This window comes from Bacillus sp. ISL-39, from assembly GCF_018613295.1.
GTDB lineage: Bacteria > Bacillota > Bacilli > Bacillales > Cytobacillaceae > Mesobacillus.
In genome coordinates this window covers 85,869-110,354 of record NZ_JAGGQM010000027.1, presented here as the reverse complement: position 1 = coordinate 110,354, position 24,486 = coordinate 85,869, and the positions used below count along the sequence as shown (strand labels likewise).

The 24,486-nt window shown below is 41.8% G+C and carries 20 protein-coding genes; 6 read left to right on the top strand and 14 right to left on the bottom strand.

Annotated elements, in window-relative coordinates:
- The first annotated feature begins 828 nt into the window (after positions 1-828).
- The 5 genes from J7E37_RS18915 (at position 829) to J7E37_RS18895 (ending at position 8,162) form a co-directional block, all read left to right on the top strand.
- Positions 829-2,676 carry an IucA/IucC family protein gene (locus J7E37_RS18915; protein WP_215026325.1) on the top strand — a complete coding sequence of 616 codons (1,848 nt, stop codon included), beginning with the start codon at positions 829-831 and terminating at the stop codon, positions 2,674-2,676.
- Entirely contained in the window at positions 2,673-4,667 is a 1,995-nt protein-coding gene (locus J7E37_RS18910; protein ID WP_215026322.1) for an IucA/IucC family protein, read from the top strand. The genes J7E37_RS18915 and J7E37_RS18910 overlap by 4 nt, the downstream gene beginning before the upstream one ends.
- A complete protein-coding gene (locus tag J7E37_RS18905; protein WP_214781899.1) occupies positions 4,664-5,875 on the top strand; it encodes an MFS transporter in 1,212 nt (403 codons plus the stop codon). Before J7E37_RS18910 ends, J7E37_RS18905 begins: the two co-directional genes overlap by 4 nt.
- 3 nt (positions 5,876-5,878) lie before the next feature.
- The gene (locus tag J7E37_RS18900) at positions 5,879-7,072 is read left to right on the top strand and encodes a type III PLP-dependent enzyme (RefSeq protein WP_215026320.1); all 1,194 of its coding nucleotides are present in this window, start codon (positions 5,879-5,881) and stop codon (positions 7,070-7,072) included.
- A 322-nt stretch (positions 7,073-7,394) separates the two neighbouring features.
- Entirely contained in the window at positions 7,395-8,162 is a 768-nt protein-coding gene (locus J7E37_RS18895; protein ID WP_214781903.1) for an alpha/beta fold hydrolase, read from the top strand.
- A gap of 168 nt (positions 8,163-8,330) precedes the next feature.
- On the opposite strand, the gene J7E37_RS18890 is transcribed toward J7E37_RS18895, so the two are convergent.
- From J7E37_RS18890 to J7E37_RS18855, 8 genes are all read right to left on the bottom strand, one after another.
- Positions 8,331-9,014 carry a polysaccharide deacetylase family protein gene (locus J7E37_RS18890; RefSeq protein ID WP_215026318.1) on the bottom strand — a complete coding sequence of 228 codons (684 nt, stop codon included), beginning with the start codon at positions 9,012-9,014 and terminating at the stop codon, positions 8,331-8,333.
- Between the two features lie 61 nt (positions 9,015-9,075).
- A complete protein-coding gene (locus tag J7E37_RS18885) occupies positions 9,076-9,468 on the bottom strand; it encodes a MarR family winged helix-turn-helix transcriptional regulator (protein WP_215026315.1) in 393 nt (130 codons plus the stop codon).
- A 201-nt stretch (positions 9,469-9,669) separates the two neighbouring features.
- Positions 9,670-10,350, bottom strand: a complete 681-nt coding sequence (locus J7E37_RS18880; protein ID WP_215026312.1) for an adenine nucleotide alpha hydrolase — start codon at positions 10,348-10,350, stop codon at positions 9,670-9,672.
- Positions 10,351-10,495: 145 nt separating this feature from the next.
- A complete protein-coding gene (locus tag J7E37_RS18875; RefSeq protein WP_215026309.1) occupies positions 10,496-11,053 on the bottom strand; it encodes a hypothetical protein in 558 nt (185 codons plus the stop codon).
- Positions 11,054-11,055: 2 nt separating this feature from the next.
- Positions 11,056-11,688 (bottom strand): SCO family protein, encoded by a 633-nt coding sequence (locus J7E37_RS18870; protein ID WP_215026306.1) that lies wholly within the window; start codon positions 11,686-11,688, stop codon positions 11,056-11,058.
- Positions 11,689-11,998: 310 nt separating this feature from the next.
- Positions 11,999-13,684 carry a cbb3-type cytochrome c oxidase subunit I gene (locus J7E37_RS18865; RefSeq protein ID WP_215026303.1) on the bottom strand — a complete coding sequence of 562 codons (1,686 nt, stop codon included), beginning with the start codon at positions 13,682-13,684 and terminating at the stop codon, positions 11,999-12,001.
- A 15-nt stretch (positions 13,685-13,699) separates the two neighbouring features.
- Positions 13,700-14,161, bottom strand: coding sequence for a cytochrome c oxidase subunit II (locus tag J7E37_RS18860; protein WP_214781915.1), 462 nt, complete (start codon positions 14,159-14,161; stop codon positions 13,700-13,702).
- 17 nt (positions 14,162-14,178) lie between these two features.
- Positions 14,179-14,346, bottom strand: coding sequence for a hypothetical protein (locus J7E37_RS18855; protein WP_214781916.1), 168 nt, complete (start codon positions 14,344-14,346; stop codon positions 14,179-14,181).
- 375 nt (positions 14,347-14,721) lie between these two features.
- Here J7E37_RS18855 and J7E37_RS18850 point away from each other — a divergent pair, with 375 nt between their 5' ends.
- The gene (locus J7E37_RS18850; protein ID WP_214781917.1) at positions 14,722-14,886 is read left to right on the top strand and encodes a hypothetical protein; all 165 of its coding nucleotides are present in this window, start codon (positions 14,722-14,724) and stop codon (positions 14,884-14,886) included.
- Between the two features lie 99 nt (positions 14,887-14,985).
- Here J7E37_RS18850 and opuFB read toward each other — a convergent pair whose 3' ends face one another.
- The 6 genes from opuFB to J7E37_RS18820 all read right to left on the bottom strand — a co-directional run bounded on the left by opuFB (position 14,986) and on the right by J7E37_RS18820 (position 24,442).
- Positions 14,986-16,503, bottom strand: coding sequence for an ABC transporter permease/substrate-binding protein (gene opuFB / locus J7E37_RS18845; RefSeq protein WP_214781918.1), 1,518 nt, complete (start codon positions 16,501-16,503; stop codon positions 14,986-14,988).
- Positions 16,500-17,447 (bottom strand): ABC transporter ATP-binding protein, encoded by a 948-nt coding sequence (locus J7E37_RS18840; protein WP_215026300.1) that lies wholly within the window; start codon positions 17,445-17,447, stop codon positions 16,500-16,502. The genes opuFB and J7E37_RS18840 overlap by 4 nt, the downstream gene beginning before the upstream one ends.
- A gap of 565 nt (positions 17,448-18,012) precedes the next feature.
- Positions 18,013-19,002 (bottom strand): L-glyceraldehyde 3-phosphate reductase, encoded by a 990-nt coding sequence (gene mgrA, locus J7E37_RS18835; protein WP_214781921.1) that lies wholly within the window; start codon positions 19,000-19,002, stop codon positions 18,013-18,015.
- A 32-nt stretch (positions 19,003-19,034) separates the two neighbouring features.
- Complete coding sequence (locus J7E37_RS18830; RefSeq protein ID WP_214781923.1) at positions 19,035-19,970, bottom strand: aldo/keto reductase; 936 nt, start codon at positions 19,968-19,970, stop codon at positions 19,035-19,037.
- 29 nt (positions 19,971-19,999) lie between these two features.
- Positions 20,000-21,370, bottom strand: coding sequence for an MATE family efflux transporter (locus J7E37_RS18825; protein WP_215026297.1), 1,371 nt, complete (start codon positions 21,368-21,370; stop codon positions 20,000-20,002).
- 141 nt (positions 21,371-21,511) lie between these two features.
- Positions 21,512-24,442 carry a carbohydrate binding domain-containing protein gene (locus J7E37_RS18820; protein ID WP_215026294.1) on the bottom strand — a complete coding sequence of 977 codons (2,931 nt, stop codon included), beginning with the start codon at positions 24,440-24,442 and terminating at the stop codon, positions 21,512-21,514.
- Positions 24,443-24,486: the final 44 nt, after the last annotated feature.

Sequence of the window (24,486 nt, the reverse complement as noted above, 5' to 3'; positions counted from 1 at the left end):
TAAAGCTTCTTCTTCAATCACAAATTCATAGATACTAAAGTTACACAACACAACAAGCTTTTCATTCTCACTTCTTCGCAGCTGAGATGCAAAAATTTGGTCCTTAAATCTTAGATTGAAGTCACCTGTTGTGAGGACTTCTTATAACTGCCCGCCCATCTCCATAGAAATCCATGATAACTCGATATAAACTTACCCTTTTCAAGATATCCTTGTACTTTTGAATCCTTAATTTGGCCATTTTCTATTTTCAACTCTGTCTTAAAATAAACTCTTATAAAAATCCTTTCAGTCAGCTTTTGATTTTTAAAATAAGGACTAAAAAAATAGAACCTGTTCAATTTTAGATACAATCATATTTACCTAGTTCCATTTTGTTTATTAACAAAGGTGTTATACTTTAAAATTTTGTGCCTTTACACCAATGACTTCTAAATTCGCTAAATTAGAATGATCTCCTTCTTTCACTCCCCATTTGTTTAACAAAAACGGTTAATTCTTACTGGATCCATGTACTTAGTCGTAAGGCATAAGTATTAAAATTATAAACTTCCTACTAAATACACAAAACATCCTCTATTCGACCAATTAAGCCCACCGTTCATATTACCAGTTGAGTTGCTTTCCAATTTTTATTGTCTTTTAATCTCTCTTTTTTTCAGGAGTTTCTTTGGTATTTTGTATTTAAGCACACCTAGAAAAAAGGTAAAGCACTTTTGGGTCCTTTTTCCTTATTCACATTATATCGTTGACATTGATAATCATTATCAACTATTATTCATTGTAGTTGAAAAAGATTCTCAATTAAAATTGTAAGGAGGACCTTTTATGTCTTTCTCGTTTCCTGAAATTCGAACAGAAAAGAAGTACCAGAAATTTTTACCCCTCTCTCAAAAGAGAATCCTGCAAAAATTGATTCAAGCGGTGATTCGCGAAAAAGTATGTGAGTATGAGTGGAAGCCAAACGGGTTTACAGGAGGTACCTATATTCTCAAAGCTCCCCTCAATCGCACTATACAATTCGACGTAAAAAAGATCTACTATTTGGGACACATTGATATAGATGGACCAATTCTTCTTGCCGATAATCAAACTCATAGTGAATTGACTCATCCGGTACAGTTTCTTCAAGTGCTTTTCGAAACAGACATTACATCAAATTCAGTACAAACATTAATAAACGAACTGGATAACAGCGTGACCAATGATGCGATTGCCTTAACTGCAAAGGAATACAGGAGAGTGTCCGAAACCAGTACCTCTGAAACAAGGGCCTTTGATACCTTGATTAAAATGAAGAACAAGGATCCCCACTTTAGTCCATTGACTTATCTTGAACAATGGGCTACGGAAGGGCACACCATACATCCTTGTTCCAAAACAAGAATAGGCTTATCCCCGGAGGAGAATCAAAAATATTCTCCAGAGTGGGCTGCAGAAGTCCAGTTGGTACTGCTCGCAGTACATGAGAGCCATAGTACCTCCTCAAGTATGAGTGATGAGGAAATTAAGGATCTTTTACTTTCCGACTATCCATTTCTTTCAAAGGAAATGGACGAACTGGCCTCCTATGTCCTTATCCCGGTTCATCCCTGGCAGTATGAGCATATGATTAAAAAGTATTATCGGGAAGAGCTGGATAAAAAGCTTATCATCCCTTTACACTCCGTTATACCGGTTAAGCCTTTATTGTCTTTCCGGTCCCTGGCTCCAAGCCTTGGGAGGAAACTACATCATATTAAGACTGCAGTGAATATCCAGATGACCAGCGCCAAAAGGCTCGTCTCACCGGCATCTGTCAATAATGGGCCTGTCATTTCAAAGCTGCTGAAAGAGATTGAGAAAACGGATCCCCTTCTAAAAGAAAGGGTTGTTTTCCTTCCAGAGGTAGCCGGATGCCATTTTAGTTCCAGCCGGAAATTCCCCGGCATTGACCTCGAGAAGAATTTATCATGTATTATCCGCGAAAATCCTGAGGCTTACCTCGCTAAAGACGAGCTCGCTGTCCCGGCCGCTTCCTTAATCAACACATTACCGTTCTCATCGGGTACATTAATGAAAGACCTTATTTTAGGATATAGGGATAAAAATATGGTCTCCATTGAAAAGAGTGCAACCGAGTATTTGGAACTTTATGCAAAAACCGTTATACCATGTCTTGTGCAATTGGTAGTTCAATATGGAATCAGCCTAGAAGCACACCTTCAAAATGCCATTGTCGTTTTTAAAGAAGGGAAACCTTCTAAATTGATGATTCGAGATAACGGAGGTATTCGGATTCATAGAGGGAAATTTAGCCAATGGGTTGATTCAGTGAAACTTGATAATTCCACTAACCTTTTGACTGACAGACCAGAGGATCTCTATCAAATGTTCTCTCACGCTGTCCTTCATAATCACTTTGGGGAAATAATTCTCAATCTGACAAAGGAGTTTGGAATTAATGAGTCTATTTTATGGACCCAGGTAAAAGACGTATTAAGCAAGGCCATAAGTATTATCAGTAATCAAAATAATTGTACTGAACAAGCATCTGAGTTTGAAACATGGGTTCTTGGACCGCACACTTACCTTAAAGCTCTCTTGAAAATGAGGCTAAATCATTCGGTTACCGATAACATTTATGTTCCTGCACCAAATCCACTATTACCAGGGAAGAAGGGAGAAATAGAATGAGACGAAATCCATCATACAGCCAAAAGGCAGAATCATTTATAACCCAATGGTCAAAGGATGAATTAACTTGTATAACTGAGCTGCGAAGGAACAATTCTCCCCTGGCAGAGAGCTATCCATATTTTGCTAATCTTGGACGTCGTCATATATTGAATAAACTGGCTTCCGCACTGCTGCGGGAAGATGTGAAGAATCTTTATTCCCAGTCTGTAGAATTGAAGAGAATCGGCTCAGTCTACGTGACAAGTTTACTGAAGGTTTATAAAAAGTGGGAACCCTTCCTTCTTCAGCTGCAGACTTTATCTTTAAAAGAAGATTTAGTCTATCGAATGACAGCCTTTGATGATTATATACTTCTGTTCCCTATTAAAAAAGAGTACGCCTTTAACCGGCTGATTTTAGAGGGAGATATCCTCCTGATCGGCAAAGACTGGAACCGGACAGTCGAAACTGCTAGTGAATTGCTGAGGCTAATTGGCTTGAAGCAGAACAACAATGACCTAGGAAGGGAGCTGGACAACGGTACAGCCAATATTACAATGGCTTACGTACGCCATGACAGTTGGTCAAAAAAATTGAAAGACGAAGGGGAAGCACTTAAGGTTTCGACAATTCTTCAATATGCTTTAGCTAAAAAGGCAATGCAACCCGAGTGGAGCTCTTTGTTACTTTTTGAACAGCTTGCCTTAGAGGGGCATCATCTTCATCCGGGCACAAAAACTAAGACAGGCATGTCACCTTTGGATGTCGCTCGATATTCGCCAGAGTTTCATGAGGAGTTTCCAATTTGCTTTGCTGCAGTCCACAAGGATTATCTTCTCTCAACAGAAATAACACAAAATACAATCGAGAGACTATTTCCAATACAAAATAGGAAATGCAGAGAGATCCTAAGCGGAAAAGGTCTGAATCCTTCAAACTATCAGCTTCTTCCTGTTCATGAATGGCAATTCAAACATACACTGACCTCCATGTACGGGGCGGAAATCGAAAGAAAAATCATTGTTCCCCTTCCTTCTATAAAGGACATGGGAGCAGCTACCTCGTCATTTCGTACCCTGCTGCCTTCGACAAAAAATTGTTTTATAAAGCTTGCAGTAAACAGCCAAATGACATCAACTGTCCGTTCAATTTCTACAAATACAGCCATGAATTCCACCGCTTTCAGCTGTATGCTAAATGAAATCCTAAGAAGAGAACAACATCTGGACAACTTTTTACCGCTAAACGAGACGGCGGGCTTTGCTTTTACATCAAATGACAATGACCTGGCAAGAAATTTAACGGTAGTGATAAGAGAAAATAAAGAAAATGAACTTGCCCAAGATGAGATCCCTATTGTAGGCAGCTGTTTGTATAATAGCTCTCCGTTTACAAATAAGACCGTCCTTGAAGAAATTATCGAAGAGTATAATCAGCATCACCAGTTATCCAAAAAAGCCGGGGTCATCAGCTTTCTAAATGACTATTTGTCAATTACAGTTCCAGGATTTCTAACTTTAATGACTAAGTATGGTGTTGCTTTGGAGGGGCATCTCCAAAACAGCATTCCCGTTTTCAAACACGGAAAGCCGGTACGATTTTTTTTCCGCGACTGGGGTGGAGCGCGGATTTATATAAAACGGTTGGAATCCTGTGGCCTTGACCTGAAATTTCATCCGGGAAGCATGACGCTCACAGATGATCGTAACGAGATGTATGCGAAGGCACATTATACAATTTTCCAAAGTCATTTTGGGGAAATTATCCGCTTGCTGACAGAAATATCTGGCGTAAATGAAAGGGTATTCTGGCGCGAGGTAAAAAGAGCATGTGATGAGGTATTTTCTTCATTATCTTTTGAAGTTGAGGAATCCGTCAAAGAAGATCAAGCATATTTTTTTCAAGACAAAGTGAAGCATAAAGCACTGGCAAGCATGAGAATAACTAAAGCGGACAACTACATGTACAGTACGGTAGCAAATCCATTAGGGAAGAATAATCAATCATGATGCTTTTCGAAACGTTGCGAAGTGATTTCGCTTTAAAATCAAGTTCATATCGTCGGTTTTTATACGGAAGCTTCTTTGTCAGGACAGCCGATTGGATGGAACTTACCATTTTAAACTGGGTGGTTTATCAATGGACCTCTTCGGCTGTTGCTCTGGGAGCAGTAAATGCCTGCAGGTTGCTGCCTGTCTTTCTCTTTTCTGCGGCTGCTGGTTCTGCAGCTGACCGGTTCCAGCGCAGGAACTCACTATTTATTCTTTACGGCGCTTTATTCCTGATGACAGTATGGATGTCCTTTAACATCAAAGACCCATCTTCATTCGGTATGCTCACTTTTATTATCGTCTTAAAATCTATCCTGATGAGTTTTGAAGTTCCTATTAGAAATGCATACCTGTCAGATATTGTACCAGCATCTATGCTCGGAAGTGCCATTACACTTCAAACCACCTGCATAAATGTTGCTAGAATGATTGGACCAGCCTTAGCGGGAGTATTGCTTGCATCCTTTCCTCCCGCCTTGTTGCTTTTTTATGTATCGCTTGGTACATTGTTTGTTTTGCTTTCTCTATGGACCATTCCTCAGGACGAACAAAATGTTTATAAAGGTAACCAAACTCATAAATCAATAAGCGAAACCTGGCAATATTTAAAAAAGGAACCAGCCATCCCCTCTATCCTTTTGCTGGCAATTGCACCTATGATCTTTGGGTTCCCATATACAACTATGCTTCCCCTGCTATCAGAGGAACTTATGGACACAGGATCAGAGGGTTTTGGCTTACTACTCTCCGTTTCGTCTGCCGGTGCAATCATTTCGACAGTAGTCTTATCGTGGAGGCAGCCATATACCGGAGGCAAGTGGCTGATTCTCTCATCGCTTGGTTTCGGTGCTAGTTTAATTCTGTTTACAGCCTTCAGCCAAATCAAGGTCCTTGCTTTTATATTAATCTTCCTAGTGGGATTTTCCAGCCAATATTACCGTACTCTTAGCAGGATTATAGTTCAATTAAAAGTAGCCGAAGAACACCGTGGCAGGATCCTCAGCTTCGCTTTAATGGACAGAGGGTATATTCCTTTGGGCGCTATACTGATTGGATTCGTTGCCAATATTTTTGGCGCTTACAGTGCAGGACTTTTTATGGGAATAGGAACCATAGTAATAACACTAATTATTTCACAAAGCAACCGAAGAATGTGGAAGGAGTAAACTATGAATCTTGAAAGACTCAAAGAACATTTGGGCTGTATGGTTAAAAAAATTGATAACAAGCCAATCTGTTCCTACATATATGATTTACACAGTTTAAAAAAACATGCCCAAAGGATTGTGGACTCTCTTCCAGACTTTTGTTCCGTTTTTTACGCCGTCAAGGCGAATCCCGATGAAAGACTGATATCGGTATTGACGAACATAGTCGATGGTTTTGAAACTGCATCGGAGGGGGAGGTTAATAAAATCAAGAGACTATCAACCCTCCCAATCATTTTCGGAGGACCAGTTAAAAAAGACCAGGAAATTTCCTATTTAGCCGATGGAACTCTTCGAATGATGAATATCGAAAGTGAACATGATATGCACCGGATCAACCAGTTTGGCAGAGAAGCAGATAAAATACTGCCTGTTTTACTGCGTGTTAATTTGAAATATAACGTTAGCAGCAGTTCTCATAAAATGACAGGTGTCCCGACACAGTTTGGGATTGAAGAGAAAAGGATTCCTAAGATTCTGGGCCAGCTAGATCTTTTTCCATATTTAGATGTGAAAGGCTTCCATTTCCATGCAATGAGTAACAATCTTCTTGCTGATGAGCACCTTACTTTTGTTAAGATGTGCCTGGAAAATACTTTGAAATGGAAAAGATCATTTTCATTAGAATTGGAAACGGTAAATATTGGAGGCGGGATTGGTATCAATTATGATACGCCTTCAGAACCATTCGATTGGGATGTATTTAGTGAGGGAATTCATCAAATGAGAGAATCATTTCATGAAAATAAACTAAGGTTAATAATCGAACTCGGCCGTTATATGACTGCACATTGCGGGTTTTATGTGACAGAAGTAATGGATATAAAAAAGAATTACGGGGAATGGTTTGCTCTCGTTAGAGGCGGTACCCATCATTTGAGACTTCCCGCAGCATGGAAAATGAGCCATCCATTTTCAGTGTACCCAGTAGAGCATTGGAGGTATAAACAACTCCCAAGACCTAAAGTTAAAAACGAATTGATCACCATTGCCGGTGAGCTTTGTACCCCAAACGATCTTCTCGTCAGGAAAGAATTCCTTAAAGACCTTAAAGCAGGAGACCTTGTCATTTTCCATTTAGTCGGAGCTTATGGTTGGACCATCTCTCACCATGATTTTCTGTCGCATCCACGCCCGGAGTTTCATTATCTTTAATAAACGGACTTGCAGCATGATTAAAAGGATTACTCTTCGCTTTCTCAGTCCAAAAGATGCAATGCCAGTAGGACTTTTTCTACTGGTTTTTTTACTCTCCTAGTAAAAAAGTTGATTCTAGCTGTACTTCTCTCCATCGGCATTTGGATTCCTTGTTTGTTAATGATGCATTTTTCTTAATAAAGTAAGGAAAAATACTCATTGAGTCCTTCAGTCTTTTTAAGGCGAATTAAATCATTGCAAGTTTTGTCTAATTAGTCAAAGAACTTTAGGTTACAAGGATATAAGTATTTGCTTATATAGGAATTGAGGTGACAATTAAATGCCATTGCTAAATATGAGTAGTGCCAGCCTGTACTATACAGTAAAAGGAAGCGGAACTCCGATTGTTTTTATCCATCCTCCAGTATTGACTTCAGTCAACTTTCAATATCAATTAGAAGAACTCTCGAAAAATTTTCAGATAATTACCTTTGACATTAGAGGACACGGAAAAAGCCCTTACTCCCCAGAACCCATAACCTATCAACTGATTATCAAGGATATCATTTCACTATTGGACCACCTTAATATAAACAAAGCGTTTATATGCGGATATTCGACGGGCGGTTCTATTGTTTTAGAATTCATGCTGACGTTTCCTGAGAGAGCTTTGGGGGGAATTTCGATTGGGGCAATGCCCGATGTAAATGATGATTACTTGAGAAGGAAGATATCCTTAGCAATCAAGCTTTCAAGCAAAGGGGCTATAAACTTGTTAGCCTGGTCTATTTCATGGAGTAATTCAAATAATATAAAGCTGTTTAAATATATGTTTTCGGAAGCTAAAAAAGGGGATTACCGCAATATTGAGCAATATTATCGGTTTAGTCTAAAATACAATTGTGTCAATCAACTACATAAGATAACTTTGCCTATCTTATTGGTTTATGGCAAGAAGGATAAGCCTTTTCACTCTTATGCAAGGCAATTGCATGAAAAATTGCCTCAAAATGAATTGCATTTTATCGAGAATATTGACCACCGGATCCCGACTAAGGCTGCAAAAGAACTTAACCAGCTAATTTCTCAATTTGTAAACACAAAATGACAGGTATCCAAGGGTATCTGTCACCCTTCTTTAGTGTTCGCTTTCTTTATGGGCACTTTGAGTATAACAGGAACATTTCATAGTATCCCTACTCGAGTTGATTCGGAGGTTAAAGTCCCATACTCTCCACTATCTAAAAAAAGCTAAAATCAAATTTTAAGTCATTCATCAACTCTGAAGTTCGTTTACCGTAATGAATCTACACCCTTCTGTACTCAATGTCTCCAAGATTCCATCTAGTGTCTTAAACTCTTCGCCTGTCTGATCGTACATCGGATGCAGTAAAATAATGGAGCCCGGTTCTATATTGTTCTTGATGTAATTTATTTTGTCAGATGAATTGGCGTAATAGGAATCGGGTTCCAAATTCCAGGTGATCGTGTCGATATTTTGCTGGTCCAGGTAATAAGGGAGGGCGAGCAGTTTTTTACCATTAGGCGGCCGGAAGTCAATTTCACCGTTAAAGCCGGCTTTTACTATCAGTTTATTGGTTTTCTCGATTTCCTCTTCGATAAAGGAAGGGGATTTGAACACCATCCGGTTGTGGGAGTATGTGTGATTCCCGATTTGATGTCCTGCCCTGGCAATCATTTCTGCCGCTTCTGGATTTTTTTCGATTTCATTGCCAATCAGGAAGAATGTTGCCTTAGCATCGTACTTCTCTAGTATTGGCAAAATGTCTGCCACTTGTTGTGTCGGGCCATCATCAAAGGTTAAAGCGACTACTTTTTCGTCGGTAGTAACATGGGCTGTCAGTCCGCCGAACAATTGAAAAGTCCTCGAATTCATCAATGTATAAGCCCCTAGCAAAAGAATAGTTATAGTTCCAAAATAGATGATTCTTTTTTTCATAAGTTACCTCTTAATCAACTGATTTTTTCGCCATTCTGTTGTGTATTTCCCTGCTTTATATTCAAAGCTTCCCCTTAAACAATCCGATCCGCTTTATTTCTTCAAGATGAATCGCAGACAGGCCCTCAAGGATTTCCATTCCTTTATCGGTAACATCAACAAAGACACTCCGCCCGTCTTCCGGGTTTTTCCTGCGTGAGACCAGTCCTGACTTTTCACAGCGGTCAATCAGGCCAACGCATGAATGATGGGTGATTTGCATTCGTTCTGCCAGCTCGCTCGGTGTAGCATAATCTCTTTCCGGGTACCCTTTTATGGCTAGCATCAATTGATGCTGCTGGGCTGTGATCCCCATATTTTCTGCTGCTGTTTCACTGAATTTCTGAAACTTTCTCAATTGGTATCGAAACTCAGCAAGGTACTCATATACGTCTTTACTAAGCAAAAATTCCACCTTACTTTCTTATTGATAAATATATCTTAACACGATATAATTAAAATACAAAATATCGTAATACGATATTTATATTTAAATAAAGGGGTGCTTTTTATGGATTTTTTTTCATTATCTATCTCCACACTCTATTTCCGGAGTCATTATTTTTCTAGCCGGCAGTTTATTAACCATTTATTTGAACATTAAAGTTTATAAGCTTTAATACGGGATTAAATCTATATACAGGAATCGATCTTTTTTAGTAAAATAATCCTTTGTCACTTTTTCCTCGCCTAATCTATAGTTGATAGGGAATGCAAAGTTAGGTCCATCGAACACAAATGAATGGAATTCTCCATTCTCTCCGCAAATATCATGGTCTTTCGGATAATCCTTGATAAACTCCCTGTCATATACTTTGCCTGCATAGGATGGGGCCAGCGCTTCTAAATCAACACATGTAAGGACCGTTTTGAATCCAAAATCGATAAACTCCCGGCTTACTTCCTCCACTGGTAAACCCCAGAGCGGAAAAACAGGGGATAATCCCGATGCTGCAAACAATTTCTCCCGATATTCCCGAACATCCTGAAGATGTATGTCGCCAAAAGAGATATGGGTAACTCCGTCTTCTGTCATGCCAGCTATAGCTTTTCCCATTATTTGCTGATACTTTTCATCCGGACAGTCCTGCGGAAGCCAAACCTCTCGTAATTGAATTCCCAATGACTCAGATTGGAGCTTCAACAGCTCATAGCGAACTCCATGAATCGATACCCGGTCGAATCCTTCTGTCAGCGTCACGAGCAATGAATCAACCTCAAAATCAGGGTTGTTTTGTATTTTGTAGAGTGCCAGCGTAGAGTCCTTCCCGCCACTGAATGAGATTGCAATTTTCATTTTGGTCCTCCTATACTCTGATTCGCCTTTTTACGCTGATTGTATATGCAACAATTACCGCTTTTAATTAAAATACCTTCAACTTATTATACCTGATTACGCAGCTTGTGACATGTTGACCAAATGGTCACAAGAGTTCAAATTCCTACTCATATAATGAAGGATCCACTACTGCCGTATAGACTAAGTAAACCACCATACAGATGGCCATTGTGATGAATCCCCATCCGAGAATGATTTGATCAACTACTAAATAATTATTGCATAGCTGATCGTTTGCTTGAATATATAACCAGCCCATACCCAGAAAAGCCAATGTAAAAAATCCAATGGTATAATTTTTCCGGTTCTTGCTGAGTTTTTTCCAGGAATCTCTTAGAGGCACTCCCGCGAGGAATGGCAAACTGATAAACTTGAAAAATTCTATACTATTTACAGTCAAGGCTTCATCCATGGTGCGCGGCAGCATCCAATAACCCATTATGATGATAAAAAGAAAGATTCCAGGGATGCCATCTTGATTATATTTTGAAAAGAAATGAGGAAAGCGCTGCTGGAAAAAAAGCCCCATGAAAAAGCCGGCGATTACCAGCATCGGCATTTGCATATGCATGTGAATGATCATGACGGATTCCATTAAGTTTGCAACTGGAGGAAGCATTAAACCGATTAAAAGGACAAGCCCGATTAGAAACTGATTCATTGTTATTTCCCCCTGTCTGCTTTTAGAGTCTCTAACAACTTATCTGCTGCCTCATTTACCTTTGTAAAATCCATTACATCCACTAGTGCGCCTTGCCGGTCAACTAAATAAAACGCTGAATTATGAGCGAAGTTCCCATATCCATCTGGAATCACAATGACGCCAAACTTCTCCAGCAAGGTATCTAACTGATCCTGATCCGGTATCCTGGCCATTCTCCATGTCTCCCCATTACTTCCGAATAAATCCTTATACTTGTTTAAGGTAGCTGGATCATCTTTGCCCGGGTCAAAGCTTATGCTTAAAAAAACAATATCCTTGCCTATATATTCACTCGGAAGCAGATCATACACCTGCGACATATTTTCTTCTAATTTAATGCATATCGTAGTGCAGCCTGTATAAATAAAAGTGATAAAAACATACTTACCTTCAAATTCAGATATAGAATAGGTCCGACCCTCACTATCCTCAAAGGTTACTTGTGGAAACTGGGGCTGTTCCTCAACCAGCTTTGACACTCTTGCTGTCTCAGCTGTATAAGCAGTGAATCCGTCTGTTCCTGTATAAAATAAAAGCAGTCCAAACACCAGAACAACTATACAAGATACGGTCGTTTGCCGATTTTTGATCAAATTGATCACTTCCCATTTTTTCTTTGGTAAAAATCTCGATTTCACATATCGTGCTGATTTGAAAGAGATAGCCCTGAAACAGGAGCTATCTCTTCGATTACTTTAAAAAAGGTTTTTGCATGGAGATTGGTGTCCAGTTCCAGCGCCTAGCCAGTTTTCATCCTCGAATTTGCTCCTCGAGTATCTTGCGAGAAGCGGCAGCTTTAGCAGCTCGAGTCGTTTCGGTCCTGCCAATGAAGTCAAAGAACGACTTCAATGGCAGGCCCTCCAACGCTTGTCGGGGCTGACCAAGGCGCTTGCGCTTTTCTTTTTACCAAGTTTTAAAGGGCGGTGATCCTGGAGGAGCATTCATGATCATGTCTGCGATTGGCAAGACGTAAGCCATTGAAACAACCACCAGCATAAGTACAACCCAGATTCCCCAGCGCTCTGTCCAGTATGGAGTTTTCGCCGCTCCTGCTTCCTCTTCCGCAATTGGGAATTCGGTTACTCCCTTTGGTGCAAAGAACATGAGGTTGAACACCGCATAAACCTGGAGGATCACGCCAATCAGCAATAAGCTTGCTCCAATGCCTACAGCTGCCATATAAGGATTCCATCCAAGCGTTTCTGCAAAATTTCCATAGGTTGTGAATGAAGTTCTTCTTGGTGAACCGAAGAGACCTGCAGCATGCATGGAAATCGACATGATCACTATACCGATAGTCCAAATGACGGTTTGAATGACACCCAGTTTATTCATGGCAGGAGTCAATACACGTTTTGACAGGTACGGAACCAGCCAGTAACTGATGCCGAAGAAGGTCATGATGACAGACATACCAAGCGTTAAATGGAAGTGGCCTACCACCCACATCGTATTGTGTACAACCTGATCCAATTGGTTCGTGCTTTGCGCAATTCCGCCAGCTCCAGCGGGAATGAAAGCTACCATGGCGATAAACGGCGACAGGAATCGTACATCTCCCCATGGCATCTTTTTATACCAGCCAACTAAACCTTTTCCGCCTTTCGCTCTTGCTGTACGTTCAAAAACCCTGAACATCGCGTATGCGGTCATTAGAGAAGGAAACCCGATTGCAAGGCTCATGAATACGTGCATATATTTGATGGACTCTGAAATGCCCGGATCAATGATCTGATGGTGAAAACCGCCGGTTATGTTCATGATTACTAACGGGATGACAACCATACGTGTTAAAAGATCATTCCAGCGGTTTCCCCCGATTATTTTTGGTACGATTACATACCATGCTGATACAGCCGTCAGATACCAAATGTTAACGGCAGTATGGCCAAATGCCCAGAAAAGAGTACGCGCCAGCAATACATTTATGCCGTCAGTCCATCCAAGTGTCCAAGGAATGATCATGAAAAGGACTTCTACGGCAACAAAAGCTGTTGCGCCGACTAACAGGACAAAGACACCAGTTGCAAAGAAGGCGAGGATCGGGAGATGTTGTCCCTTGTGATTCCTTCTCCAGTTTGCGACCTGAGTAAACGCTCCCAGCGAAAGCATCCAGATGCCCAGAACAATGAATACCAAGCCAAAGTAAAACATTGGCGATGCAGCCATTGGCGGGTAGAAGGTGTACATGACGGAGGCTTCATTCTTTAAAATCGGAATGACGACCAAAACAAATCCGAAAATCTTCATCCAAAAACCGATCCATGCCATTTTTCTTACTTTAGGAAGCAATCCTCCAAGTGTGTGGGAGAGGCCGGCATAAAAATATCCTATTGTGAAAAATGCGGATAATACAACAACTAACAGAATTCCATGGGCCGTCAGCACCTGGTAATAGTTAAGCCATGGCGGCAGTTGCAGGACACCGGCACGATTGAGCCCTTGCAGCAAGCCCAAGAAACCGCCTAGCAGCAATGCGATAAATGCGATAGATAAGTATGATTTCGAGATTCTTGCATCTTCCTGGCTGATTCCTAATATCTGATTTGTTTTGTGATTAAATGAAGTTGTTTTTAATGCAGGTTGCACATTCTTTCCCCCCTTTTATTTTACGATGATTTTCGTGCTCATTGCCTGGTGCCCAGCACCGCAATATTCGTTGCATAACACCAAATATTCACCTGGTTCATCAAACTTTTGAGATATTTTTTGGATATGCCCCGGCATAACCATTGCGTTCAAATTCGTATTTGCCACCTGAAAACCATGGACAACATCTTTTGACGTTAAAGTGAAATGGACAGTTGATCCAGCAGGAACTTCGATTTCCATCGGTGTAAAACTAAATACCTGAAGGGTCATGACGACTTCAAACGCATTTTCACCAATTTGTTTGATTCCCGGCTCGTCAAACGGAGCTGTTTCATCAACCTTTTGGGGATCGATCGTTTCTTTATGGCTTGGGGGCCCCATTCCCAATGCCACTGCCTGGTACCCAGTAAAAATCATGAACCCCATGATCATGCCAAAACTTAAAAACAGCCAGATTTTTTCATCCAAATGCATCTTGTTCGCTCCCCCTTCTATACTCTTGCCATATAGAGTCCAAATAGAATAAAGTACGTAGCAAGAATCACTGCTCCTACTACTCCAACTGATATCCAGGTTCCTATCTTCGATTTGTCACCACTGGCAACCTCTCCGATTTCATCCTGAACTTCTGCCTGGGCCTTTCCGTCTGTTGCTTTCAACCAAATCCCCTCCTTTGATTTCTTACCTTCATCTTAATTGCGAATGATTATCAATGTAGTGAGTCAAATCACATATAAAACCCCTGGGAGTACTAGAATTTTATCTTTTTTTAGGAATGAATTCCGAATCTTAAGCAAACAAAAACCCTCGCTGCTTGTGACGAGGGTTTTTAAAAGTAAGTTGAAATTTCCCGAAAAAATTTTAGCTCGATTACTCCCCTTCATACGCTTCGAACTCCCTATGTAGTTCGAAATGAGTTTATTAGTTTTCAAAAGAGGGTAAACAATCATCTATCAAGAAAGCTAACTTCGGTTTTTCCATCATGGGATTTTTAAATTTCTCAGCACGTAAATAGTACAACAGGAGGATTTCATATGTTTAAGGATATTTTGACTTCAGAAGAACATAATTTAGTGAAAGAATTAAAATATAGGGTTATAGATGTGGCTAATAAAAACGAAAGAGAATCCATTCATGGCGAAATCAATGCCATTTTTGAACAGGCAAAAGCTCGTTTTCTATCCAATTTAAATAATTAGTCTTTATTAATTCTCCACTGACAAAGAGGCAGAAAAACCAATTGGTTTTTCTGCCTCTTGTCTTTATCAATCCTTTTCTTAACTGATGTTCCTGAATTTTCATTTCAATAATCCAGCTTCTCTTAAATACTCCCGTGCTGTCTCCTCAGCCGACTCCCCTTCTACATTCACCTGGTAATTCATTTTCCGCATTTCGTCATCAGTGATTTTACCGGCCAGTTTGTTGAGTGCCTTGACGATTTCGGGATATTTTTCTGCTGTTTCAGCTCGCATGAGAGGGGCTCCCTGATATGGAGGGAACAAGTTTTTATCATCTTCAAGTACAACTAGGTTGTATCGTTGGAGCTCACTGTCGGTTGAGTAGGCATCAACCAGATTTATCTCACCATTTTTGATCGCCCTGTACCTGAGTTTCGGTTCCATTGTGATCAGGCTTGGCAGGTTGAGTCCATAGAGTTTTTGGAGTCCTTTATATCCATCTTCCCTATCTGAAAATTCAAGTGTGAAGCCTGCTCTTAGCGAGGGTTCAATCACTTTTAAGTCAGAAATGGTTTTCAGGCCATTTTCTTCAGCCAGCTGTTCAGGAACCGCTAGAGCATAGGTATTGTTATAGTCCATTGGCTGAAGCATTTCCATACCAAACTCTTTTTTCATCCCTTCCCTTGCCTGCTGGTATACTTCTTCCCTGTTTGTGCTGCTGGCTGTTTCTTTTAAAAATTCCGAAATAGCCGTGCCGGTGAATTCAGGATAGATGTCAATATTGCCGTTTTCCAATGCTGCAAAAACAAATGAAGTCTTCCCCAGTCCAGGTTTCAACTGGACAGAATGGTCCGTTTCTTCTTCAATAAGAAGTTTATACATATTGATCAAGATCTCTGGTTCGGAACCCAGTTTTCCTCCAATGACAATCTCTTCTTCATTTTTTCCGCCTAAAAATGGAATGACCATTATGAAAAGGACTGCTAAGGATAAGGCACCAATGGTGATAAGGGATTTTTTAAAGGAAACCGTTTCAAACCTTCTAAGCACAAGGTCGAACAGGATGGCAAGCAAGGCAGCGGGTATTGCGCCAAGAACGATTAATGCCGTGTTATTCCTGTCGATTCCGAGAAGGATCAGGTCACCTAATCCGCCCGCTCCAATCAGCGCGGCAATCGTCGCAGTTCCTACAATCAAGACCATCGCTGTTCGAATTCCAGCCATAATGACCGGCATCGCCAATGGGAGTTCAACTTTAAGCAAACGGCGCTTGCTGTTCATTCCCATGCCCCGAGCGGCTTCAATTAATGATGGATCCACCTCATTTATTCCTGTATATGTATTCCTTAAAATCGGCAGCAGCGCGTATGCCACAAGGGCAATGATTGCAGGGACTTTGCCAATCCCGAATAAAGGAATCAACAACCCGAGCAGCGCAAGGGATGGGATTGTCTGGAGGATCGCAGTAATCCCAATGATTCCTTCTGAAATCCGCTTCCTTCTTGTCAGGAAAATTCCAAGAGGAATGGCGATTAAGACTGCAAAGAACAGCGCAATGAAAGAAATCTGGATATGCTCCAGCAGAGCACTTAAAAGCTCGTCTTTTCTATCTGTAAAAGTGGAAATCCAGCTATTCATTTAATCCCCTCCATCTGCCGGGATAAGATCCGGATCATTCCCTGTCTATCTATGGTGCCGATAATTTCTTCCATTTCTTTAACAGCTACCTGTTCATGTTCACTCAATAAGGCGAGGATTTCATTTATCGGCATACGGGAGGATATGACAGGTAGCTGGTCCATTTCTCCTTGATTTGCAGGCTTGACACCTTCACGAATATCCACGATTTCTGCCTGGGCCTGGTCAATCCCGACAAACTCTCGGACAAAGTCATTCGCAGGCTGTTGGAGCAGCTCTTCCGGAGTTCCGGTCTGGATAACTTCTCCATTCTTCATCAGGCAAATCCGTTCTCCGAGTTTAAGTGCTTCACTCATATCATGCGTCACAAATACGATGGTTTTCTTTATGTTCTTTTGCAGTTCGATAAGATCATCCTGAAGCTTCTCTCTGCTTAGGGGATCCAAGGCGCTGAATGGCTCGTCCATTAATATAATGGGCGGGTTTGCCGCAAGCGCCCGGGCGACGCCAATTCTTTGCTGCTGCCCTCCTGATAATTCATGAGGCAGTCTTTTCCGGTACGTTTTTGGATCGAGTCCAACCATATCCAGTAATTCATTTATTCGGTGATCGATTTTTTCATGCTCCCATCTTTTCATTTCCGGAACAACCGCAATATTTTCTTCAATCGTCATATGTGGAAATAAAGCAATCTGCTGAAGGACATATCCAATGTCCCAGCGAAGCTCGTGAATATCATAGTCACTGATTTTCTTATCCTTGATTTTAATGTATCCTTTTGTAAGAGGAATCAACCGATTGATCATTTTTAGAGTTGTCGTTTTTCCGGAGCCGCTCGGACCAATCAGGACAAGCAGTTCCCCTTCTTTGATATGTAAATTAAAATTCTTTACCGCAAAGGTTCCATCGTCATATTTTTTCGATACATCTTCAAAACTGATCACTTTTTCACCCCTATATCTCTCTTGATTTTCTTTGATATTGTTAGCACTTTGAGGATTTCTTATTTTTGGTTATGTATTAGAAAGGCTTTCACAGGAATACAAACTACATACTATCAAAAGTTCAGCCTTTTTGAAAAAAGAAGGGCTGCTGAGCAGGTACTTTGATAGGTGAAACATTAAATCCGTTATCCTAACCGGCTATATCACTTCTTTATGTGACCCGTTTCCTCATTGCTTCCCTTAACCGGGCACATATCTCTGCTTTATGTGACCCGTTTTCTCCTTGCTTCCCTTAACCGGGCACATATCTTTGCTTTATGTGACCCGTTTCCTCATTGCTTCCCTCAACCGGGCACATATCTCTGCTTTATGCGACCCGTTTTCTCATTGCTTCCCTTAACCGGGCACATATCTCTGCTTTATGTGACCCGTTTTCTCCTTACTTCCCTTAACCAGGAACATCCTTAATATGATTGATTTCCCCCCTTCCTTTACCCTGACCTAAGAAAAATATTCCAATAAAAAAACTGTAAAACCATTTGGCTTTACAGTTTTTTTGTAGTCCTTATTTTAAAATTTCATCAATCATGTTCAGTTCTGCTTCACTGAAATTAAGACGATTCAGCGCAGCGACGTTTTCTTCAATCTGGCTGACCTTGCTTGCACCGATGAGTGCTGAGGTGATTTTCTGTTCCCTGAGCACCCATGCAAGTGCCATCTGGGCAAGTGACTGGCCGCGTTCCTGCGCCACTTCATTTAGCTTTCTTACCTTTATCAGAACCTCTTCAGATACATCTCCTTCGTTCAGGAAGCTGTTTGGCTTCAAGGCCCTGGAATCTGCCGGAATTCCATTGATATACCTGTTGGTCAGCAATCCTTGTGCCAGCGGAACAAATGCGATTGATCCGACTCCTTCTTCTTGAAGCAAATCAGTGAGTCCATCTTCTACCCAGCGGTTGAGCATCGAATAGGCAGGCTGGTGGATCAGCAATGGAGTGCCCAGCTCTCTTAAAATTCCGATTGCCTGCTTCGTTTCTTCTACACCATAATTGGACAGCCCTACATACAACGCTTTTCCTTGCCTTACGACATGGTCAAGCGCCATCATTGTTTCCTCCAAAGGCGTTTCCGGATCTGGTCTGTGATGGTAAAAGATATCGACGTAATCAAGGCCCATCCTTTTCAGACTCTGGTCGAGACTGGACACGAGATATTTTCTTGAACCCCAGTCGCCGTAAGGCCCCTGCCACATTCCATAGCCAGCTTTTGTCGAAATCACCATCTCATCACGGTATCCTGAAAAATCCTTCCTGAGAATTGCACCAAAGTTTTCCTCTGCTGAACCAGGTGGCGGACCATAGTTATTCGCAAGATCAAAATGAGTAATGCCTAGATCAAAAGCTTTCCTAATTAACGAACGGCCATTCTCAAAGGAATCCTGTCCTCCGAAATTGTGCCATAAGCCCAGGGAAATGGCCGGTAATTTAAGGCCTGATTTGCCTAACCTGTTATATGTCATTGAATTATAGCGATTGCTGTCTGGTTGATAAGCCATTAATTGAAACCTCCATTAAGTAGTCTGTTTTTTTACCAACCCAACGGGTCAGCTTGCAGCTTTTGTTCCCAAATCTCCTTTATTTTTTCTGCTTTTTCAATAGAGATGCTTGTATCTGAAGCAGATAGATTTTCAATCAGCTGCTCGAGATTCTTGTTTCCAGGAATGACGGCAGAGACCTCCTGATAATAAAGAATATACCTTAAAGCCAACTGGACCAACGATTCTCCCGGCTCCAGCAATTCCCTAAGAACAGGCAGGAGCTCTGCTCTTTTCATAAGCTGTTCCCGGCCCCAACGACTCCGGATGTCAGTAAAAATACTGTTCTCATCATATTTGCCTGAAAGCCACCCAGAATCAAGCGGAACTTTTACAATCAGTCCCACTTTTTTTTCTGCTGCCTTTTTGAAGGCTTTTCTTGGCTCCTGGTGAAAAATGTTGAACATCACCTCAATAACCTGGCTTCCGGTATTTCGAATCAGCTCGTCCATTTCTCTCGCAGTGTCCACTGAAGCTCCATAAGCACGGATCTTGCCTTCCTGTTTGAGTGACTCCAATACTTCAAAATGATTTGTGCTTCCAGTCAGGATTTCAAACGGCGGATTATGAAGCAAAATGGAATCAAGATAATCCGTTTTAAGCCGGCGCAAGCTATTTTCAACCGAACTGCGGATTTTCTGCGAATCAAAATTCAGGGTGTTATCTGGATGATGACCGAACTTGCTATTAATCACGGCCTCACTCCTTCTTCCAATAAGAGCTTCCCCAAGCAATGACTCACTATTGCCTCCGCCATAATTAGGGGCGGTATCAAAGAAATTGCAGCCCTGATCAAGCGCTTCATGCACCAGCTTGATTGCATGATTGTCCTCCATACCTTCCCAGTCCCTGGCGTTCCCGAGCTGCCATGCACCAAAACCAACTTCCGGCACCTTTATCCCTGTGCTTCCAAGCTGCCTGTAATTCACCTTCTTGCCCTCCTCTCAAAAATCAACGATCACGCTGTTTGCACCCTGTCATCAACCAGGACCTTCTTCTCCCAGACTCGGCTCTTCCATCTAATATACATGATGATTCCTCTGAACCATTCATCAATGATAAAGGCAATCCAAATGCCAGAAAGGCCTAAACCCATTGTGATTCCTAAAAGGTAGGCGAGCGGAACACTGATCCCCCACATCGAGACAAGAGCCATCTTCACCGGGAATACCGCATCTCCGGCTGCCCGGAGAGAACTGATCACAACTATATTAAAGGTTCTCCCAGGTTCAAGGATCAGACACAAGAGCAGAACCTTGCTTCCCTCCCTGATGATTTCCTTGTTATCGGTAAAGACCCCAAGTATAGGTTCTCTGATTGCAACGATTACCACGGTAATCGCCATTGTGATGATGATACTTAGTTTCAAGCTTTTTAATAGTTGATGGTAGGCCTTATCAAACTCTCTTGCCCCTACTTTGTATCCAATCAGTATTTGCGTGCCCTGGCCTATCGCGATGCCGAATAGCATCATAAATGACATGATGTTAAAGGTGTATACCCTTGTTGTCAGTGCCACAGCCCCAAGCAATCCTATAATGACGGTAATTGCCATCTGGCTGGTGTTATAAACAACATTTTCGCCAGCGGAAGGAACACCTATCTTCAAAATCTTTTTGATAAAAGATTTATTGAAGTTCAGATAGTCTTCTAAAGCAATTCTCATAGGGAGCCTGCGGTATAGAAATCGGAATATTAGAATCACTGCGATTGCACGAGATATGGCTGTCGAAATAGCCACACCCTGAACCCCCAATTCCGGGACGCCGAATAGTCCGTAAATAAATAAACTGTTACCTGCTAGGTGGATGATATTCATGACGACCGAAATCAACATTGCCTCTTTTGTTAATCCATTTGCCCGCAGTATAGCTGATGCCGTAACAAGGAGCGCCTGGGTAAAAAGTGTTCCGCCAACAATCGTTAAATACTGTTGAGCAAGACGGTGTATTTCGGGCGTCAGATTGAACAATTGTAAAAATAAATCGTTGAAAGCAACAACAATGATACTGACCAGCACTCCAAATATGAGATTCAGAGAGAGTGAGAGACCTGAAATCTTTCTTGCATCAACCTGGAGTCCAGCTCCAAGGTTTTGTGATACCAAAACTGCAGTTCCTGTGGCAACAAAACCAAATACGAGGATCATGAAAAATACGAGCTGATTGGCCACCCCTACAGCCGCAACAGCTTCGTCCGAAATATGGGACAGCATGAAAGTATCTGTGCTGCCCATTAACATATGCAAAAATAATTCTATAAATATAGGCCAGGTTAGAGCTAATAAGCCAATCTGTTTAGGCAGACTGTTGATTTTCTGTATAGTCATATTGCATTTCCACCTTTTAAAGTTCACTATGATGGTCAGTATTACGCTGGCCTTGTCATATTCAAAAGCAAGTTCAAACTTATTTTCTAAAATGGAAGAAAAAGAGGCAGAATGTAATTGCTGTTCTGCCCCCTTGAGAACTTAGTTTTTTGTGATGCTTACATTGTCCAGATAGACATTCGTTGCGGCATTACCGTCTAAAATATTGCCAAGCTCGAAAACGATCTTTCCATCAGCATAGGTTTCTTCAGTCATAACAAAAGTGACGCTGTGATGGGCCATTTCTGTCGTTAAATCAACTGTGTGTGTTGGCATATAGGCTATGAACCAAGGGTCGTATGACAGCTCTTTCCCTATATTGACATTCATTTTTCTTGGTACTTCCGCTCTTGCATCAAACGTTACTGTATATCTGCTGCCATTTTCAAATAGCAGCCCCTTTTGAAAGACCTGCGGGGCATATGATTGAGCGCCGACCTGTGAAATCGCAACCTTCAGTTGTTCATTTTCAATGGTCATCTCTCCACCTGCATATCCGCTCCATTGATCGCCCCACCATGCTGACCAGCTTTCAGTTCCATCCGAAAATGTTCCGTTGTCAATGCCAGGTGTGGAAACAGGCTCTTGCTCGGACGGAGCGTCTTTGACCTTTAACACCACGTTATCGATAAATACGTCATGTGCGCCGATTGGAGACGAAGCGTTTTTGCCAAGAAGCAGCTTCAAGGATACGATTTCATCGGCAGGCATAGTGAATTCATACGTGAATTGCTGCATTTCGGTATTAAGTGGTAACACTTGACTGAAAAATCTAGTGTAAGCAGCGTTTTCAACCGTAACCTCAGCCTTTCTCTCCTTTGTAGAACGAGCGGCAAAGCTAAGCTCATAGACTACTCCCTTAGCAAGGCTTAAATTCGGCTGTTCAAAAAGGACGCTCCATGGTTCATTGCCTTCATGGCCGATTGCCACTTTTGCTTCGCTGTTTTCCACAGAAATACTTGCTCCAGCATCAAAATGAATGTAACTCGTCCATGGAGAGATGCCGTCCGAGAAATCACCATTCTTCAATGGGTACAAGTCAATGTTCCCGTAATCCGGAATGTTTGAGGTCTTAAGCAAAACTACATCATCCAAGTAGACATCTCCAGTTCCCGATCCAAGATTAAAGACAATTTGTGCCTCCGAATCAGAAATTTCTTCTCCCATTGTAAAATCGAGAGTCTTCTCTTCCATACTGGAGGTAAGCTCGAATGTTTGCATTCCTGAATAATCCACAGAACCATCCTTATTCAAAATGCCCACCTGAATCGTTCTCGCTTCGTCAGCTCTTGCCTTAAATGTCGCTTTATAGTCATTTCCATTAATAAGATAAAGTCCTTGTTGGTTCAACTGGACAGCTGCAGGTTCAGTACCTCCATCTTCAATCGCTACATGGAGCTCTCTAGAGTTTTCAGAAACAGATGCCTTTGCAGCTGCCTCTCCGACAGAAAAATACCAGAACATTAAGCGGTCCATTCCACCCTGGTCAAACGTTCCGTTATATACATGATTTCCATCAGGTAGCGGCTGTTTTGGTTCATTTTCGTCTACTGGTGTCCCCGTGATATCCTCGACTCTCACATTGCCGATCCATACTGGGTTTGTTCCGTTCCCGCCAAGATTAAATTCAAGCCTGGCTCCGATATCCGTTCCATTCAGCATATCAAAAGTAAATTCATAGGTTTGCAGATCGCTCGTCAGGTTGAAAGACTCTTCATTTGAATATTTCACCCAACCTCGGTCAGCGCCCGCACCGACCTTTACCATCATGCTTCTGTCTGCTGTCGACTTTGCATCAAAGCTGACTTTGTATTTTCCGCCATTGCCAAGCGAGATGTTCTGAATCATTTGCAGGGAATAAAGCGCCGACCCCGGATTTAAAATTTCCGTTTTGGCAAAATTGGTGCCATCCAGGTTTTCAACTGAAAGGCTGCCAGCTCCGCCAAAATCCGGTAAGTGGACAAAATTCCAATACGTTGAATTCAGCTCATCACCAGGCATACTCACATCAGTAATTGCTTCCTCAAAATTCTGGTCATAAACTAAATTCCCGTCTTCCAACGGCTGTTTCGCATCTGCAGGCAATTCGACAGGCTCAGCAGACGGTTCTACCGGCTCACGGTAATCGCGTTTTTTCAGATCATATACCCTTACATAATCTATTTCCATCTGACTCGGAAATTTCGTCGTCTCGTCAACTTCCCCGTCAAACCAGCCGCCAACTGCGAGGTTCATAATTAAATAGAATTCCTGATCGAAAGGTGCTGGATAGGAAAAATTCGCAGCATTATCCTTTCCCTTTGAATACCATTTATTCTGAGTTTGATAGAGTTCTCCATCGACATACCAGCGCAGCTCGCCAGGCTCCCACTCGAGGGCGTATGTATGCCACTTGTCGATCCCTCTGTTTTCAGGAAGCTCGAATTCCTTGCCGGTATACTTGTTATTCGGCCAGCCTTCGCCATAGTGGATCGTTCCTGCCACTTTATGCGGACTGCTTCCCCATGCCTCCATAATATCGATCTCACCAGAGGCTGCCCAGGACCCATATTTGTCTTCCTCAGGAAGCATCCAAATCGCCGGCCAAAGCCCTTTGCCTGTCGGCAGCTTCGCCTTGATTTCGTATCTGCCGTATTTTTTGCTGAACAGGCCCTTGGTCTTTAACTTTGCAGAAGTATAATCATAGGTGCCGAATTGGTCAGTAACCTGCTCTTTTTTTGCTTTTATCACAAGCTTGCCATCATCGATGAAGGCGTTTTCACTAGAATCCGTATAATACTCTTTTTCATTATTCCCCCATCCATTGGTGATTCCATTGCCATCCTCGTCCACAATCCAGTTCCCAATATCATAGGTCCATTTGCTGCGGTCGATTTCCGGGCCGCTGAACTCATCTGACCAGACAAGCGACCACTCTGATTTGTTCTGTTTGTTTTTCGTTTCATCATTTCCAAGTTTATCTTTTGGAGCCGCAATACTTGCTGCAGGCAAAATCATCATGGCACTCAGCAAAAGAGCCAATGTCTTCTTCATACCAATTCCTCCTTCATTATTTTACAAGCGTTAAGATCGGTTCC

What these genes read in the sequence shown, in the direction of transcription:
- J7E37_RS18915 (WP_215026325.1), top strand. Translation starts at nt 829, where the DNA reads ATGTCTTTCTCGTTTCCTGAAATTCGAACAGAAAAGAAGTACCAGAAA.
- J7E37_RS18910 (WP_215026322.1), top strand. Translation starts at nt 2,673, where the DNA reads ATGAGACGAAATCCATCATACAGCCAAAAGGCAGAATCATTTATAACC.
- J7E37_RS18905 (WP_214781899.1), top strand. Translation starts at nt 4,664, where the DNA reads ATGATGCTTTTCGAAACGTTGCGAAGTGATTTCGCTTTAAAATCAAGT.
- J7E37_RS18900 (WP_215026320.1), top strand. Translation starts at nt 5,879, where the DNA reads ATGAATCTTGAAAGACTCAAAGAACATTTGGGCTGTATGGTTAAAAAA.
- J7E37_RS18895 (WP_214781903.1), top strand. Translation starts at nt 7,395, where the DNA reads ATGCCATTGCTAAATATGAGTAGTGCCAGCCTGTACTATACAGTAAAA.
- J7E37_RS18890 (WP_215026318.1), bottom strand. Translation starts at nt 9,014, where the DNA reads ATGAAAAAAAGAATCATCTATTTTGGAACTATAACTATTCTTTTGCTA.
- J7E37_RS18880 (WP_215026312.1), bottom strand. Translation starts at nt 10,350, where the DNA reads ATGAAAATTGCAATCTCATTCAGTGGCGGGAAGGACTCTACGCTGGCA.
- J7E37_RS18875 (WP_215026309.1), bottom strand. Translation starts at nt 11,053, where the DNA reads ATGAATCAGTTTCTAATCGGGCTTGTCCTTTTAATCGGTTTAATGCTT.
- J7E37_RS18860 (WP_214781915.1), bottom strand. Translation starts at nt 14,161, where the DNA reads ATGCATTTGGATGAAAAAATCTGGCTGTTTTTAAGTTTTGGCATGATC.
- J7E37_RS18850 (WP_214781917.1), top strand. Translation starts at nt 14,722, where the DNA reads ATGTTTAAGGATATTTTGACTTCAGAAGAACATAATTTAGTGAAAGAA.
- opuFB (WP_214781918.1), bottom strand. Translation starts at nt 16,503, where the DNA reads ATGAATAGCTGGATTTCCACTTTTACAGATAGAAAAGACGAGCTTTTA.
- mgrA (WP_214781921.1), bottom strand. Translation starts at nt 19,002, where the DNA reads ATGGCTTATCAACCAGACAGCAATCGCTATAATTCAATGACATATAAC.
- J7E37_RS18825 (WP_215026297.1), bottom strand. Translation starts at nt 21,370, where the DNA reads ATGACTATACAGAAAATCAACAGTCTGCCTAAACAGATTGGCTTATTA.
- J7E37_RS18820 (WP_215026294.1), bottom strand. Translation starts at nt 24,442, where the DNA reads ATGAAGAAGACATTGGCTCTTTTGCTGAGTGCCATGATGATTTTGCCT.